At 41.3% G+C, this 16,331-nt stretch carries 10 protein-coding genes; 7 read left to right on the forward strand and 3 right to left on the reverse strand.

The features are described 5' to 3' along the window. Position 1 precedes the first annotated feature (1 nt). From J4E76_RS03585 to J4E76_RS03610, 6 genes are all read left to right on the forward strand, one after another. A complete protein-coding gene (locus J4E76_RS03585; RefSeq protein WP_208501305.1) occupies positions 2 to 2,611 on the forward strand; it encodes an ABC transporter permease in 2,610 nt (869 codons plus the stop codon). Continuing rightward, the gene (locus tag J4E76_RS03590) at positions 2,604 to 5,219 is read left to right on the forward strand and encodes an ABC transporter permease (protein WP_208501306.1); all 2,616 of its coding nucleotides are present in this window, start codon (positions 2,604 to 2,606) and stop codon (positions 5,217 to 5,219) included. Before J4E76_RS03585 ends, J4E76_RS03590 begins: the two co-directional genes overlap by 8 nt. Continuing rightward, positions 5,212 to 7,797, forward strand: a complete 2,586-nt coding sequence (locus J4E76_RS03595; protein WP_236017265.1) for an ABC transporter permease — start codon at positions 5,212 to 5,214, stop codon at positions 7,795 to 7,797. The genes J4E76_RS03590 and J4E76_RS03595 overlap by 8 nt, the downstream gene beginning before the upstream one ends. Before the next feature lie 288 nt (positions 7,798 to 8,085). After that, complete coding sequence (locus tag J4E76_RS03600) at positions 8,086 to 9,645, forward strand: SDR family NAD(P)-dependent oxidoreductase (protein ID WP_208501307.1); 1,560 nt, start codon at positions 8,086 to 8,088, stop codon at positions 9,643 to 9,645. Between the two features lie 149 nt (positions 9,646 to 9,794). After that, positions 9,795 to 10,892: a serine hydrolase gene (locus J4E76_RS03605; protein WP_208501309.1), complete on the forward strand. Its 1,098-nt coding sequence runs from the start codon at positions 9,795 to 9,797 to the stop codon at positions 10,890 to 10,892. A gap of 85 nt (positions 10,893 to 10,977) precedes the next feature. Next, positions 10,978 to 11,319, forward strand: a complete 342-nt coding sequence (locus tag J4E76_RS03610) for an NAD(P)-dependent oxidoreductase (protein WP_208501311.1) — start codon at positions 10,978 to 10,980, stop codon at positions 11,317 to 11,319. A 154-nt stretch (positions 11,320 to 11,473) separates the two neighbouring features. On the opposite strand, the gene J4E76_RS03615 is transcribed toward J4E76_RS03610, so the two are convergent. Together J4E76_RS03615 and J4E76_RS03620 are read right to left on the reverse strand one after the other, a co-directional pair. Then, positions 11,474 to 13,138, reverse strand: coding sequence for an FAD-dependent oxidoreductase (locus tag J4E76_RS03615; protein ID WP_208501313.1), 1,665 nt, complete (start codon positions 13,136 to 13,138; stop codon positions 11,474 to 11,476). Positions 13,139 to 13,144: 6 nt separating this feature from the next. Further along, positions 13,145 to 14,545 carry an ATP-binding protein gene (locus tag J4E76_RS03620; RefSeq protein WP_208501314.1) on the reverse strand — a complete coding sequence of 467 codons (1,401 nt, stop codon included), beginning with the start codon at positions 14,543 to 14,545 and terminating at the stop codon, positions 13,145 to 13,147. A 93-nt stretch (positions 14,546 to 14,638) separates the two neighbouring features. On the opposite strand from J4E76_RS03620, the gene J4E76_RS03625 reads away from it, so the two are divergent. Then, positions 14,639 to 15,157: a hypothetical protein gene (locus J4E76_RS03625; RefSeq protein WP_208501315.1), complete on the forward strand. Its 519-nt coding sequence runs from the start codon at positions 14,639 to 14,641 to the stop codon at positions 15,155 to 15,157. 43 nt (positions 15,158 to 15,200) lie between these two features. On the opposite strand, the gene lpxB is transcribed toward J4E76_RS03625, so the two are convergent. Next, positions 15,201 to 16,319: a lipid-A-disaccharide synthase gene (gene lpxB, locus J4E76_RS03630; protein ID WP_208501316.1), complete on the reverse strand. Its 1,119-nt coding sequence runs from the start codon at positions 16,317 to 16,319 to the stop codon at positions 15,201 to 15,203. Between the last annotated feature and the right edge of the window lie 12 nt (positions 16,320 to 16,331).

Consider the following 16,331-nt stretch of genomic DNA (forward strand, 5'->3'; position numbering starts at 1 on the left):
ATTGAACTATACAAAAAACGATATTCAACCACCTCGCTGGTCACTTCAACTTCTGAAGTTCTTTGTAAAAAAGAACTATCTGGAAGAGATCGAAGGTGATATGGAAGAGGTTTTCGAGGACAACCTTGAAATATACTCAACAAAAAAAGCCCGGAGGTTATACAACCGGGAGGTCATAAAACTTCTCAAGCCCAATTTGGTCCGGGCTCTTGGGGGTAATCATCAACTCAATTATTTCGGTATGCTACAACATAATCTATTAATCACGCTTAGAGGTTTTTGGCGTCATAAAACCTCATTTCTCATCAACCTAATCGGTTTATCTACCGGCCTTGCAGCCGCACTCCTCATCTTTCTATGGGTACAGGATGAAAGATCAATCGATACATTCCATGAAAAGAATGACCAGCTGTATTGGGTCATGGCCAATTTCGCGATCAATGATGATGTACGAACTTGGGATTATACTACTGGTCGACTAGCAGATGCTTTATTAGCAGACTTTCCTGAAGTAGAAGAATCTGTCCGAGTTGGTAATGGCTTCTTTAGACCGCGTGGTACGGTTGCTTATGAAGAAACCCTATTTGAGGTCAATGGTCTTTTTGCGGGCACCAACTTCTTTGAAATGATGACCTACGAAGTGATTTTAGGTAATCCTAGGGAGGCAATTCTGAACAAAAACTCCGTAGCGATCTCAGAATCACTGGCCACCAGTATTTTTGGAAGCTCTCAAAATGCTATAGGCAAAACCTTAGATTGGGAAGATCGTCTAGTGAACAAAGAATTTGAGATCACGGCTGTATTCAAAGCACCTCCCAAAAATGCTTCTAAACATTTCAACATTGTGCTTAACTATGATAACCTCATTGAAAGAGACCGATGGGCAGATGAATGGAATGGCGGCTATGCTCAAACTTATGTAATACTGAAAAAGGGCACTAACATTGATGATTTCAATAGAAAGATCGCTGGCTACATGAACTTAAAAAGTGATAGCGATCGCTTTACGCTTTTCGTTCAGAAATATGCCGACAACTACCTTTATGGAGAATATACCAGTGGCATTCAAACTGGAGGAAGAATTGAAAACGTCAGACTTTTCACTTTCATTGGAATTTTCATTTTGGCCATTGCTTGTATCAACTTCATGAATCTTTCTACTGCTCAGGCATCCAAGAAACTGAAAGAAGTAGGTGTAAAAAAAGCGATAGGTGCCAAGAGAATTGCCTTGATTTTTCAGTTTCTAAGCGAGTCCATTCTATTAGCAACCTTCTCCCTCATACTTTCGATTGGTATTGTGTCGCTGACTCTTCAGCAGTTTAATGTCATTTCAGGTAAATCTCTGGACTTATCATTACAACAATATTTACTCCCCATTACAGGCCTGGTTGTTCTTACCGGAATCTTTGCCGGTAGTTACCCCGCCTTTTACCTGTCTGGATTCAAGCCGGCAGCTATACTCAAGGGGAAACTTGCTAACCCTCGCAGCGAAGGATGGATTAGAAAAGGTTTGGTGATCGTTCAGTTCAGTCTATCAGTGATTTTCATTATCGGTGTTATAGTAATCAATCAGCAAATTGAATTCACTCAGAAAAAGTCCTTGGGGTATGATAGAGAATCTATTCTCACTTTTCGTGAACGAGGCGCGACATATCAGGACCCTCAACCTTTCTTCAATGAATTGATGAAAATTCCGGGAGTACTGGGCGCTGCAAATATGTCTGGAGATTTTCTGACTGCAGATGATAACAATAGCGGTTTCTCTTGGATAGAAGGTACCAAAGATGATGACAATCACTTATTCAAATCTCCCAAAGTAGGCTATAACTTCATTGAAACATTAGGGCTTGAAATCTTAGAAGGACGCTCCTTCTCAAGGGATTTTAATGATGGTATTGGAAGCATCATTCTCAATGAAGCCGCTGTGGAGTATATGGAGCTTGACAACCCTATAGGCACTAAAATCGGGTGGAGCGAAGATTTAACAATGGAAGTAATTGGGGTCGTTAAGAATTTCCAGTACGGATCACTCCACAATAAGATTGAGCCCCTCATCTTACAATTCAGGAAAACTGGAAAAAAGCACTTCGTCAAGTTGCAGCCTGGTTCTGAAGTTGAAACAATTGCCGCAGTGGAAAAGGCCTTTGAGACGCTTCATCCAGGTCAGATTTTTAAAGGTAGCTTACTAGCCGATGACTATACGGACCTCTACCATTCGGAAAACAAGGTGGCGGACTTGTCTAACTACATGGCAGGTATTGCCATTATCATCTCCTGCCTTGGCCTTTTTGGTCTGGCAGCCTTTACCGCTGAGAGGAGAACCAAAGAAATTGGAATACGCAAAATTCTGGGCGCAAGCCAAAGAGTGATTATAGGCCTGCTTACCAGTAGCTTTACCAAGACCGTTGTTATCTCCATCGTTTTAGCCTTGCCACTTGGTTACCTAGCCGTTTCTAAATGGTTGGAAAACTTCGCTTATGCTGTAGAAATTCAATGGTGGGTGTTTGCTTTGGCGGGATTGGCTTGTCTAGTCATTGCTTGGATCACAGTTGGTTTCCAAACCATCAAAGCATCTATGGTTAACCCTGCTCAGTGCTTAAGGAATGAGTAAGGAACCATTAACCCAAGGCAACAAGCCACCCAAAGGGCTTGTGAGAATACTTAGATTCTTTATCAAGGGAGAATACCTTGAAGAGATAGAGGGTGACTTGGAAGAAATCTATTATGACCTGAGGATCACCAATGGCACCAAACGGGCCAATCTGAAATATCTATTTGAACTGCTTAGGCTCTTCAAACTCAACTTGATTAAAAGCATCATGAACAACCATAAATACTCTGTCATTGGTCTTTTGGCCCATAGTATCAAATTATCATTTAGAGGTTTTAACCGCTATAAAACATCATTCATAATCAATATCATTGGGCTTTCAACAGGCATTGGAGCCGCACTACTTATCTATTTATGGGTCAATGACGAATACAGTGTAGACAGGTTCCATAAGAATGGAGATCGCCTTTATCAAGTGCTGCAAAATGAAGTAGTACCCGAAGGTTTAGAAACTGATTTTGGTTCACCTTTTATTTTGGCGGACCAGATCAAAGAGAAGTTTCCCGAGATAGACCATGCCGTAACTATCGGTAATGATGAAATGAGTAGAAGAGCGATTTTCAAGTCAGAAACGGATAACAAAGAAGCTCAAGCTCGTGGTATTTTCGCGAATAGCGACTTCTTTAAGGCTTTTAGCTTTAGCCTTTTATCGGGTAGCGTAGACGAGGTTTTAAGCCCTGAAAATGCCATTGTAATTTCCGAACAGCTGGCCATCGCGCTCTTTGGTTCCATTGAAAATGCCAGTGGTAAAGTTCTAAAGGCAAATCGCGACTTGTACAATGATTCATATTTAGTGACCGGAGTATTTCAAAATACGCCAGAAAACTCCACCTTAAAATTCGAATATGTGGCCAGTCATAAAATGGCCTTAAAGCACGAAGCATGGTTAAGAGAATGGACTGCTAATGGTGCTGTAAACTTCATAACACTCAAAGAAGGCACTGATCTCGAATCTTTCAATCAAAAGTTTAAAAGTGCCATTATCGACCAACCTTATAGGGACGATAATCTCTTGGTAGCTTACCCTTTTGAGCAGCTCTATTTGGAAGGTGAATTTACAAATGGAGAAGTATCAGGTGGCAGAATAGCCTATGTACGACTCATGACCTCAGCAGGTATCTTCATCCTTTTGCTAGCCTGCATTAATTTCATGAATCTCTCAACAGCACAGGCTTCGAAAAGAATAAAGGAGATCGGGGTAAAAAAGGTTTTTGGTGTTAGGCGAGATGCTTTAGTTTTCCAATTACTCACCGAATCATTCTTAATCACACTTCTATCGCTTCTGGTCTCCATTGGCTTAGTTAACCTTCTATTGCCGGCTGTAAATCAAGTTGTCGGCAAGGAGTTGTCATTATTTGGTACACCTTCGACCATCGGTTTGTGTGCCATAATATTAGTAGCCGTGACCATAATAGCAGGCCTATACCCTGCCCTATACCTTTCTAAATTTCAATCTCGCGATTTGATACGCGGTAGACTTAAACGAGGTGCTAGTGACTTATGGGTGAGAAAAGGCTTAGTCGTTCTTCAATTTTCAGTATCGACACTTTTCATTAGTGGGTTTCTAGTCTTAAACAACCAGATGTCCTATATCAGAAATGTAGACTTAGGCTATAATAGAGATGATTTGATTCACTTTACGCTGAGGGAAAGAGATTTACGTCAACCTTTCCTCGATGAGCTCAATAAAATTCCTGGTCTTATTTCATCAACCAATCTCTATGGTGGAAGCATAGCTGAATTGAGAGGTGCTGGAGGGGGGTTCAGTTGGGGAAACCCAATTGAAAACGAGGAAATTACCTTTAGAAGACCCCAAGTCAGCTACTCTTTCTTTGAAACCCTAAATATTGATGTGCTAGAGGGCCGAGCGTTTTCCAGAGATTTTCAAAATGAAGAGCAAAAGCTTATGATCAATGAAGCTGCGGCTCAACTCATTGGCATTGAAAACATTGTTGGAAAGACAATTATGGACGGCAATAAAGAAAAAGAAGTAATCGGCATTGTCAAAAACTTCAAGATTCAATCGCTCTACGAACCATTGCAACCAGCCATTATTCGGTTCATTCCTAATGGAAATCACTTCATGGTCAAGATCTCCAAAGAAAACCAGGCTGAAACACTCAAAACCATTGAAGACGTTTACAATCAATTCAATTCTGACTATCCCTTTAACCCTAAGTTTGTGAATGATGAGTATGATCAAGTCTATCAAGCGGAAGGAAAGGTAGTTGCACTCTCAGGCTATTTCACAATCGTGGCTATTCTCATTGCTTGTTTAGGTCTGTTCGGTTTAGCGCTTTACAACACTGAAAGAAGAACCAAAGAGGTAGGCATAAGAAAGGTACTGGGCTCCAGTACATTCGCCCTTGTCAAGCTCTTGTCTACAGATTTCATTGTCTTGGTAATCATTTCGCTTTTTGTAGCCTTACCAATCAGCTACCTCCTGGTACTTGATTGGCTCAATGGATTCTCAATGCACTATACCCCAGACATTCTACTCTATCTCGTGGTCGCATTATCAACACTATTATTATCACTCACAACTGTAGGTTTCCAGACCATGAAGACTTCTTTGGTCAATCCGGTTCAATGTCTCCGCAATGAATAACGCAAAAACTCCAAACTGGTCCAGACGTCTACTTTACTTTTTTCTCCGAGAAGAGTATCGAGAAGAAATCGAAGGAGATTTAAATGAAACCTTTGAGGAGAACCTAGAACAATACTCGGTCAAAAAAGCCCGGAAAATATACAATCGGGAGGTCATTAAACTTATTCGTCCAATACTCACTAAAAAAATGAGTGGTACTCAAAAACTTAATCATTACGGTATGATACAACACAACTTAAGAGTCGCATTTAGAAGCTATATGCGTTATAAAAACACATTCCTAATCAATTTGGTGGGCCTTGCTTCTGGCCTGGCTTGTACGCTACTCATCTATCTATGGGTGCAAAGCGAGCTACAAGTGAATCAGTTTCATGAAAATGGAGATAGACTCTATCAAGTCTTAGCGAACAACTCGACTTCCAATGGCATACGTACCGATCGAGCTACACCTGGTGGATTGGCGGAAGCCCTAGCCGAAGAGTTACCAGAAGTAGAATTGGCAGTGACCGAAACGTGGACCAACACTTATACAATAGCGCATGGAGAAACGAATCTAAAAGCCGTTGGCCAGTATGTCGGGAAGGATTATTTCAAAGTCTTCTCCTATGAACTTCTTCAAGGAGATAAAGATGAAGTACTGAGCGAACAAAGGAATATATTGATCTCAGACAAGCTGGCACTAAGACTATTCGGAACGACATCTGATGTAGTAGGAAAGATCATTAATTTCCAACAGTTCAGAGACTATCAGGTCTCAGGTGTTTTCAAAAGCCCTCCCTCCTCGTCAACCCATCAGTTTGACTTTATCATGACCTATGAAGAATTCAAGGAGTTAAATTCCTGGGTGCTGAACTGGAAGAATAACGGGCCTTCAACATTTGTAATTTTATCTGAGGGGACTGACCTCGAAGCATTCAATCTCAAAATCAAAGACTTTATAAGGTCACACAATGGTGAGCCGAATATTACACCGCTAGCCACACGCTATAATGACTTATACTTGCATGGAAAATTTGAAAACGGCATATCCGTTGGTGGTAGAATTGCCAACATCAGGTTATTCTCGGTCATTGCCTTCTTTATCCTGGGAATTGCCTGCATCAATTTCATGAACCTATCAACTGCGAGAGTGTCTCGGAGAAATAAAGAAATAGGTGTTAAAAAGACTGTTGGTGCAAACAGATCCTCCTTGATTTTTCAATTTCTGAGCGAGTCACTTTTAATGACAACAGTATCATTAGTACTTGCCTTAATTCTGGTATGGTTAGTTCTTCCTGAATTCAACCATATAACTGGCAAGCAACTATCACTAGTCTTCTCTGGCGAGTTAATATTGATATTAATTGGCACCATCCTCTTCACAGGCCTAATGGCTGGTAGCTACCCTGCACTCTATTTATCTGCCATTAGACCTATAAAAGTCCTGAAGTCTCAATCTGCAAGTTCGAAAAGTCAACTTTGGTTGCGTAAAAGTTTAGTCGTAGTACAGTTTTCGATTTCAATCATCCTGATTGTTTCGGTCATTGTGATTAACAATCAAATTCAATTTACCCAAGACAAGAACATTGGCTTCAATAAAGATAATATCCTCTATTTCGAAGCAGAGGGACAAGTAGAACTCAACATGGAAACCTTTCTCCAAGAAGTCAGGAATGTTCCAGGAGTTCTGAAGGCTTCAAGTACTGCACATAGTTTTGTTGAAGGAGGCTATACAGGGCTTACCTATAATGTCAAATGGGATGGCAAAGACCCAGAATCATCTGTAGGCATGGAATACATGCGCGTCAACTATGAGCTTATTGAGCTTTTGGATTTTGAAATTACCACAGGCAGATCCTTTTCTACGGACTTTAAGGCTGAGTATAACAAAGTCATATTTAACGAGACAGCCATTAAGCTAATGGGCTTAAATGAACCAATCGGTGCAACAATAAATATAGGAGGCCGAGACACACAAATTGTAGGTGTAGTGAAAGACTTTCACTACAAGACCTTTCGCCAAGAAGTTGGCCCTGCCTACTTTGTCTTAAAACCAGATGATACCTGGTTAATAATGACCAAAATAGCTCAAGGTGAAGAGCAAGAGACTATTTCCAGGCTGAATGATCTATATGCCAAATTCAACCCTGATTTCAGTTTGGACTACAAATTTCTAGATCAAGACTATGAAGCTCAGTACCAAAGTGAACAGAGAGTCGCAACACTCTCCAAGTACTTCTCAGGTATTGGAATCATTATTTCTTGTTTGGGTCTTCTAGGTTTGGCGTCTTTTTCGACAGAGATGAGAATTAAAGAAATCGGTATTCGGAAAATACTCGGTTCAAGCAGGTTCAGTATAGTAAGGCTAATCACAGGAGAATTCACGAAGATTGTACTCATTGCCATTGTATTGGCACTACCAATTAGCTATCTAATTACCAGCAATTGGCTCGATGATTTTGCTTATCGAATTGAGTTGTCTTGGTGGATTTTTGCTCTGGCAGGTGTCTTTGCCATTTTAACCGCCTGGTTTACGGTAAGCGTTCAAACCATTAAGGCCTCAATGATCAATCCTGCACAATGTCTAAGGAATGAATAAAAACTAAAGCTTTTGACAGACGATCGTTCATGGTCAATCTGATCGTCTGTCATTTAATAGAACATTAAACTCAAAATGTAGCTGCTATGCTCAAGAAAATCAGTCTAGGACTAACGATTCTAAAAGCTGTAACATGACTTTATAATTTAAGACTTCGAGCAGGTCGAATTAGCTGGTGAAATCTTATTCTATGGTTCTAAATCTTATTTATGGCTTCTCTTAGAATCATCTCCCTCCGATGAATAGATAGCAACTTATAATGGTACCTTTGCACGCTAGTCGTCATTCATGGAAAACAAGCAGGAAGAGGAAGTATCCAAGGTATTAAGTCAGCTTGAAATTGAGCAATGCATCTCTGTTTTAAATCAACTAAATAAGGATACAAACCAAATCTTTGAGATTCCAAAAGAGTCAAGATTGGCCCTTATCAAGGCCGCAGGACAACTTTCTAGACCTAACAAGGAAGAGTTTGCTAAGCGTAAGAAAGACGCCAAGAAAGCCATCAAGAGAAAACAGGCGGCAAGAGATAAGCATGCACGCAATAGCACTGGCATTAGGAGTGCCCGTGAGGCTTCTGTCTTTATTGCTCCTAGCATGTCACATTTAACAGGCAAAGAAGAAGAGGAAGCACCCACCCTTGAGTCTCCTCGAAACTGCTATGTATGCAAATCAGTCTTCAATAAGCTGCATCACTTCTATGACACAATGTGCACCGATTGTGGTGATTTTAATTACGCTAAAAGGTATCAAACAGCTGACCTCTCCGGACAAGTTGCCTTAGTGACGGGCTCAAGGCTAAAGATCGGGTACCATATTACCTTAATGATGTTGCGAGCTGGCGCCACCGTAATTGCCACAACGCGCTTTCCGGTTGATTCTGCCTTACGTTATGCAAAAGAACATGACTTTCATGAATGGGGAGATAGACTAAAAATACATGGTCTCGACCTACGCCATATTCCGAGTGTCGAAATCTTCTGCAACTTTATAGAGCAGCGCTACAGTCGGCTAGACGTGCTGATCAATAATGCTGCACAAACTGTTAGACGTCCTTCGGGCTTTTACAAGCACTTAATGCCCAATGAAGGCAAAGACATTACCACTCTTCCTCCATACGCACAAACCTTGCTAAAAGACCACCATGATTGTTTAAATGAGCTAAAATCACTCAGTGATAGCTTCGACAATGGGCAAAACAAGAATTTACCTGTCACATGGCATGGAAAACAGCTGGGAATAGGGCTCAGTGCCTCAGCACAGCTTTCACAAATTCCATATAGCATCGATAATTCGCTGCGACCAGAAGAGGTTTTTCCTGAAGGAAAGTTAGATGCAGATTTACAGCAGATAGATCTTAGAAAAACGAATAGTTGGAGACTTAAACTCGGTGAAATTCCAACCACCGAAATGTTAGAAGTTCAATTGGTCAATTCGGTTGCCCCCTTTGTACTTTGTAATCGCCTAGTAAACCTTATGAAAAAGGAAAACACTGGCATGAAGCATGTTATTAACGTTTCAGCAATGGAAGGAAAGTTCCACCAGTTCCATAAAGAAGATAGGCATCCGCACACCAATATGGCCAAAGCAGCTTTGAACATGATGACACTGACTTCTGCTTCTGACTTGGCTAAGTACGGCATCTACACCAATGCTGTGGATACGGGTTGGGTAACGGATGAAGACCCAATAGAATTAGCCAAACGAAAGGAAGAGCTTCATGATTTTCAGCCTCCACTTGATATTGTAGACGGTGCAGCCCGGGTTTTAGATCCGCTCTTTGATGGAATCAACACTGGTAAGCATTGGAACGGTAAGTTTTTGAAAGACTACAAACCCATTTCATGGTAAAGTGCGTGCCTTTACCCAAAGTAAGAGGACCAATGTACGAACGGTTAAACCTTAGATGACCAAGTTTTGAAAAGAGGGTATCTACACCTCTCACTTTGGTCTGATTCTTGATCCGAATCGGCTTTCAAACAGAAAGCTCAAAACTCAACATGAAACAACTCCTCACCCTACTTTGTCTAGTGGCTTCCCATGTACTAATGTCTCAAGACATTGACAAAATCATCCAAAAACAAGGCAAGTCACTGCTCAAGCATAAGGAATTCAAAGCTATATCAATAGGCGTTTACAAGGATGGACAAACCTTTATAAATCATTTTGGAACATTGCAAGGATCAGGAAAACCGACAGATGAGACTATCTATGAAATCGCATCTGTATCTAAAACATTCACTGGTTACCTAGTCGCCAAGGCCATTACTGAAGGAAAATTAAAGTTGGAGGATCATTTAAGTGACTTACTAGGTGAAGAGTATTCCAATCTATCATTTGAAGGTCAACCTATTACCGTAGAACACGTCATTACGCACACCGCAGGTTTACCACATTTTATGTTGCCGGGTATGGCAGAAACTTTTGAAACGCTCGAGCCAGACGTTCCCTCTGAGTATAGAGTGCTTGAAACTGAAGCCACCAAAGAACGTTTCTTTGATGCACTTATAGCATTTGAACCCTCACAGGCTCCAGGTACAAACTACAAGTATTCCAATGCAGGAGCTGAGTTAATGGGCTACCTACTGTCTAAGGCTTATGGCTTAGCGTTCGATCAACTATTAAGTAGAGAATTGACGGCTAAGCTGGGCCTGAATGATACTGGTATTCGTTTATCTACAGATCAAGAGTCTAGACTGGCGGTTGGTTACTGGATGAAAAATATCGAGCCCTCCCCGCCACAGTTAAATCCACTCTGGGCCTCTGGGAGCGGAATTAAAGCAACACTTCCTGATCTTATGAAATGGATAGATTTCAACCTCAATAGTGAAGAATTGGCACTTAAAGAATCGCACAGAATCCTTTATGAGAAGAAGACGCGTTGGGTAAGTTATTTCTGGAATGCCTGGAAAGACAAGAATGGCACTTCTTTCAATCATCACGGTGGTACCAGTGGCACTCAGAATTATATATTTCTATTCCCTAAATACAACCTTGGGATATCTATCATAACCAATCATAGTGGTCCTAAAACTCCACGTAAACTCATGAAATCTGTTCAAGCAATCGTGAAACAACTCGACTACAAAGCCAAATAAATCACTCGGCAAATATTCAATTGCTATTAGGAGCGTTATGCACTAGCTTCAATGTGTGGATTAGGGACATTTTAGATGAAACCGGATGAAGATTCTACTTTTAGGCGCTACCGGAAGAACAGGTAATCTGGTTTTAGAACAAGCCCTTGCAACAGGGCACCAAGTCAATTGCCTTGTTAGAAGTCCAGAAAAGGTCAAAATCAAGCATGAAAAGCTCACAGTTTTTCAAGGAGATACTCAAAACAAAACTGACCTTGCAAAAGCCCTTGAGGGCTGCGAAGCTATAATTAGCACACTAAATATATCTCGAACTTCTGACTTCCCCTGGGCAAGATTGCGAACACCAAAAGACTTCTTATCTAAGACAATGACCCAACTCATTGACCTTGCATCGAATCATAATATCAAGAGAGTAGTGTGTCTGTAGTGCATGGGGAGTAGCGGAAACCAAAGCAGACTTACCTCCTCTCGATCAGTGTCTCTCGAAGAGGACTCTGATCATTAAGCTCATCAAGTTCCCTCGGTAAACTCGGGATAAAAAGATTGCGTAGGGTGACTCATAATTGTCCTACAGCTCAAAATCACATCTCAGCCAAATACTCATGCACAAACTTAATAGCCATAGCACCCTCTCCAACGGCTGAGGCTACACGGTTCATAGCTCCTGCCCTTACATCGCCCGCAGCGAGTATTCCTGGAGTACTGGTTTCTAATAAGAAGGGCTCGCGCTCCTTTTTCCAGATTTTCTTGTGGTCAGCTTCCTTAAGAAGATCACGTCCAGTTATGACAAAACCCCTGTTGTTCTTGATCACATTATCTCCTGTCCAATCGGTATAAGGTTTGGCACCTATAAAGATCAGTAAGGCACCAGCGGGTTTCTTCACAACTTCATCAGTATCAAGGTTTCTCAGCTCGACACATTCTAAATTACCATCACCTACAGCACCATCAATCACTGTTCTCGGCACCAATTGGATATTATCAGTACCATCAATCTGATCTATTAAGTACTGACTCATACTAGACGATAGGTCTGGCTTACGGATCACGATATGGACATCACAAGCGAATTTCGCCATATACATAGCAGCCTGTCCAGCGGAGTTGCCTCCACCGACTATGTACACATTCTTACCTCTACAGGCATTAGCCTCGGTGGTCGCGGCACCGTAATAAATACCTTTCCCTGTAAAGTCATCGATCCCACGGGACTCTAAGTGCCTGTATTGAACACCCGTAGTGATAATCACCGCCTTGGCATTGACCTTTTCCCCGTTCTCCAATTGAACAATCTTATAATTGTCCTTAATCTCAATACCTGTGACCGTTTGAGGAGAGAGAAACTCAATTCCAAAACGCTTGGCCTGTGTAATGGCCCTATGGGTAAGATCAGCACCGGAAAGTCCTTTCGGAAAACCTAGATAATTCTCTATGCGCGAACTCGTTCCGGCTTGCCCCCCTGGTGCATGCTTCTCTATCATCAACGTTTTAAGACCCTCTGAACCACCGTATACAGCTGCTGCCATTCCCGCAGGGCCCGCCCCAATGATGACTACGTCATACATTTCTTCAGCTGCCTTTGTCTGAAGGCCAATTTTATCTCCTAAGGATGTCATAGAGGGGTCCTTCAGGTGAGAACCATCTTCAAAGAATACTGCCGGCAAGTCACCTCGATCGATTTCGGCAAGTTTCAAAAGCTCATCTCCGCTTTCCTCTGTCTCAATATCCAACCATTGATAGGGCATTAGGTTCCTCGAGAGAAAGTCTTTGATGTCGTGAGATTTTGGCGAGTATTGATAACCAACAACCCTTATCCCTTTAAATGACGGTATATGGTTGATCTGCCACTCGTCTAGCAGATCATTTAATGTTGGATATAGTTTCTCTTCTGGAGGGTCCCAAGGTTTGTTTAAATAGTAATCGAGTTGTACGTCATTGATGGCCTTAACCGCAGCTTCAATATCTGAATAAGCTGTTAAGAGAACCCGCTTAGCGGCTGGATACAATTCTTTGGCTTTCTCCAGAAATTCCACACCTGTCATCTCAGGCATTCGTTGATCTGAGAGAAACAAAGCAATATCCTCCCCTTTCTGCTTCAATTCCTTCAGTGCATCTAGAGCCTCCTGAGCTGAGGAAGTACTCATAACTCTGTAGTTCTTGCGATATTCTTTTCTGACATCCCTTCTTATCGCAGCGAGCACTTGTTCGTCATCATCGACAGTAAAAATGATAGGTAGTTTGGCCATGTGTATTTATCCTTTTATCGGGAAACAGAATTGAAACTTCGTTTTGCCTGGTTTTGATTCTAGGGAAACCTTCCCTTTATGTTTTTCGACTATTTTCTGGACTGTCTCGAGTCCTAAACCGGTACCTTTTCCAACATCTTTAGTGGTGAAAAACGGTTCGAAAATTCTGGACTGAATATCCTCTGGAATACCTGGTCCCGAGTCTGTAATACTAACGTTAACGTTGCTCCCATCCTTTGAGGTTTCTATGCTCATAGTACCACCCTCTGCCTCCATAGCATCAAGGGCATTGTCCATGATATTGGTCCAAACTTGATTGAGCTCTCCAGAAATCGCTTCTATCTTCGGTAGATCATCAAACAGTTTCTCTTCAACCTTAACTTTATTCTTCTTGATTTTATGATTGAGTATGGTCAGTGTGTTATGGATACCAATATGAACATTAGTCGCTTCCATTTCCGCTGCCTTGTCCATATGAGAGTAACTTTTTACAGAGCTTACCAACTTAGATATCCTATTAGAAGCTTCCTTAATCTCTCCTACCATCTTCTCTGTTGTCAACACATTGTCCATCCATTCAATAATTGACGGAAAGGACTCTTGGCTCGTATTTTCGACCAAAGCTTCAAGGTCATCTGCACAGAAACCATATTCTGCAAGAGTCTCAGATAAAGCATAGCAATCACCATAACCATTATCGTCAAGCCAATCGGTCAACTCATCCTCCCTGTCCGTGCGCTCCATTAAAGACTCAGCTTTATCAATGCCTGCATCCAACTTGCCAAATAGCAAATCATTCACAAAGTCTACCTCCTTCTCGGTAACCTTCATGTTAATAACACGCTTGAACTTATCAGGCACAGTACCCAAATGGCTTTGCAGTGATTCTGAACTTCTAACAATCGCTGCCGCAGGATTATTCAACTCGTGAGCCAAACCCGCTGATAGTTTACCCAGCGCCATAAGCTTTTCATTCTGTTGCTGGGTTCGAGTAAAGTTTCTTACTCGATCTGTCATTTCATGCACAAGCACTGTTGTCAACTCATGACACTCGCAGACCAAATCTCTGAAGTGACTCTTATCCAAAATGAACAGCTGTGTATCGACTTCAACAGAACCTATTGCACTCGCTGTTTGAGCCCTGCTGTAAGGTAATGCACCTGAGATATTACCTGCTGTTAGACGTCCTATTTCCTTGAATTGGCCGTTTTGTTCCATCTTGAAGCTAGTAATCCCTTCAAGAATGAACATCAACTTGTCTATTGAATCTCCTCTGTTGAAGTAGGCTTCTCCAGATTTAAAAAACTGTAATTCTCCTCTGTCAACCACCCATTCGATTTGGGATCGAGGCACTTCCACAAGAGCAGAAAATTGAGATATCTTATCTACTATGGTTTGCTTGTCCATGATTGTGAAACTATCAATTTTCTAGATTAGTTTCGTAAATCATCGATCATCATTGAACATAAAGCCCAAAAAGTGAATTTAAAGTTTTTCAAAGTGAATGAAATATTCTCAGCACAGAGAAGATATTGGTTTTTATTGTTAATACTTCTCATTTCCCTTGATGCCTCTGCCCTGAGAATTGGTCAATCAGTTTCACCTTTTCAGGATAGTTTGGTTATCAAAAAGAATAATGGGAAGAAAACATACGTCATAAAAAAAGGTCGTGAAATTAAAATATGGGCAGGTAGAAGTACTCATCGAGGAGCACTTGTCGAGTTTAAAAATGATACATTATTGATTAATGAAGAAGGAGCCATTTTGAAATACTCTGTAAGTGATATTTCAAAGATCAAAATATTTGAAAATATCGAGATAAATATCATTGGCAGCGCTCTCAAAATATGGGGTGGTGCATTGATTGTCGCTGGAATAGTTCCTCCTATAACGTTGGGGCCAGGAGGGTTTATTATTACTGTTCCCGCATGGGCAATTGGCTATGGTATGTATAAAATTGGGGGTTTAATATCTGGAAATAGAAAACTCAACCTCAAAAAGAAATGGCGAATTCAATAAGTTGGAAATCATAAAACGCCCGATCCTTTGCCGGAGGTACTATCTAAGTTAAATCACTAATCATCAAAGCTGCTACACGCTCCGAAGCCCCTGTTCCACCTAGCTTAGTTTCTAATTCGATATAATCATTGAGGATACGTTGACGATTTTCAGGAATCAAGGTAGCCTTCAACGCATCAGTCATACGTTGCTCATTTAGATCCCCTTCTACAAGCTCTGTCACTGCTCTCTTATCTAAAATAAGATTGACCATACAGATATGCTTAATGCTAATAATACGCTTCAGTAAGTGAAAGGTCACATACCCTGGCTTATAACAAACAACCTGTGGCACTTGAAAAAGAGCTGTTTCTAAGGTTGCTGTACCCGAAGTCACTAATGCCGAAGTAGCATTGTTTAGTATGTCATAGGTTTTCTCAAAGATGATCTTCACCCCATCAGTGATATACTGATCGTATAGAGAAGCGTCAATAGTCTCCGAACCTGCAATTATAAACTGGTATTCTGGAAAGTGTTTAACCACTTTTAGCATTTTGGGAAGTTTAGTGTGGATCTCTCTTTTTCTACTCCCTGGTAACAATGCAATAATTGGCTTTTGATCTAAACCATAAGTTGCTCTGAAAGACTGTGGTTCCATTAAGCTTGGCTTTCGCTGAGCGATTGAGTCTAAAATCGGATGCCCTACGTAGTCTACTTTATAACCATAAGACTCATAAAAATCAGGTTCGAAGGGTAATATGGCAAAACGTCTGTCTGTCCAGCCCTGAATGGTGTGCACTCGCTTTCTTTTCCAGGCCCATGCCTGTGGAAGGATATAGTAGAATATGCGGGTAGAGAGATTAGAGTTCTTTACGAATTTGGCAATCCGAAGATTGAACCCTGAGTTGTCGATCAAAATGAGAACATCAGGCTGAAATGCCATTATGTCTTCTTCACAGAACTTGAAGTTTTGTTTGATGGTCTTCAAGTGCCTTACCACAGCAAACACACCCATAAATGAAGTCTCACGAATGTGCTTAGCAAGTTCCTGCGCTTCCTCTGCCATCCTATCGCCACCCCAGACCCTAAAATAGGCCTCTGAATCTCGCAGTTTTAATTGCTTCATCATGTTGGCGGCATGCATATCGCCAGAGGCCTCACCTGCTATGATATAATACTTCATTTGTCGGTTTCT

The organism is Roseivirga sp. E12 (assembly GCF_017592825.1).
Lineage (GTDB): Bacteria > Bacteroidota > Bacteroidia > Cytophagales > Cyclobacteriaceae > Roseivirga.

What these genes read in the sequence shown, in the direction of transcription:
- J4E76_RS03590 (WP_208501306.1), top strand. Translation starts at nt 2,604, where the DNA reads ATGAGTAAGGAACCATTAACCCAAGGCAACAAGCCACCCAAAGGGCTT.
- J4E76_RS03595 (WP_236017265.1), top strand. Translation starts at nt 5,212, where the DNA reads ATGAATAACGCAAAAACTCCAAACTGGTCCAGACGTCTACTTTACTTT.
- J4E76_RS03600 (WP_208501307.1), top strand. Translation starts at nt 8,086, where the DNA reads ATGGAAAACAAGCAGGAAGAGGAAGTATCCAAGGTATTAAGTCAGCTT.
- J4E76_RS03605 (WP_208501309.1), top strand. Translation starts at nt 9,795, where the DNA reads ATGAAACAACTCCTCACCCTACTTTGTCTAGTGGCTTCCCATGTACTA.
- J4E76_RS03610 (WP_208501311.1), top strand. Translation starts at nt 10,978, where the DNA reads ATGAAGATTCTACTTTTAGGCGCTACCGGAAGAACAGGTAATCTGGTT.
- J4E76_RS03615 (WP_208501313.1), bottom strand. Translation starts at nt 13,138, where the DNA reads ATGGCCAAACTACCTATCATTTTTACTGTCGATGATGACGAACAAGTG.
- J4E76_RS03620 (WP_208501314.1), bottom strand. Translation starts at nt 14,545, where the DNA reads ATGGACAAGCAAACCATAGTAGATAAGATATCTCAATTTTCTGCTCTT.
- lpxB (WP_208501316.1), bottom strand. Translation starts at nt 16,319, where the DNA reads ATGAAGTATTATATCATAGCAGGTGAGGCCTCTGGCGATATGCATGCC.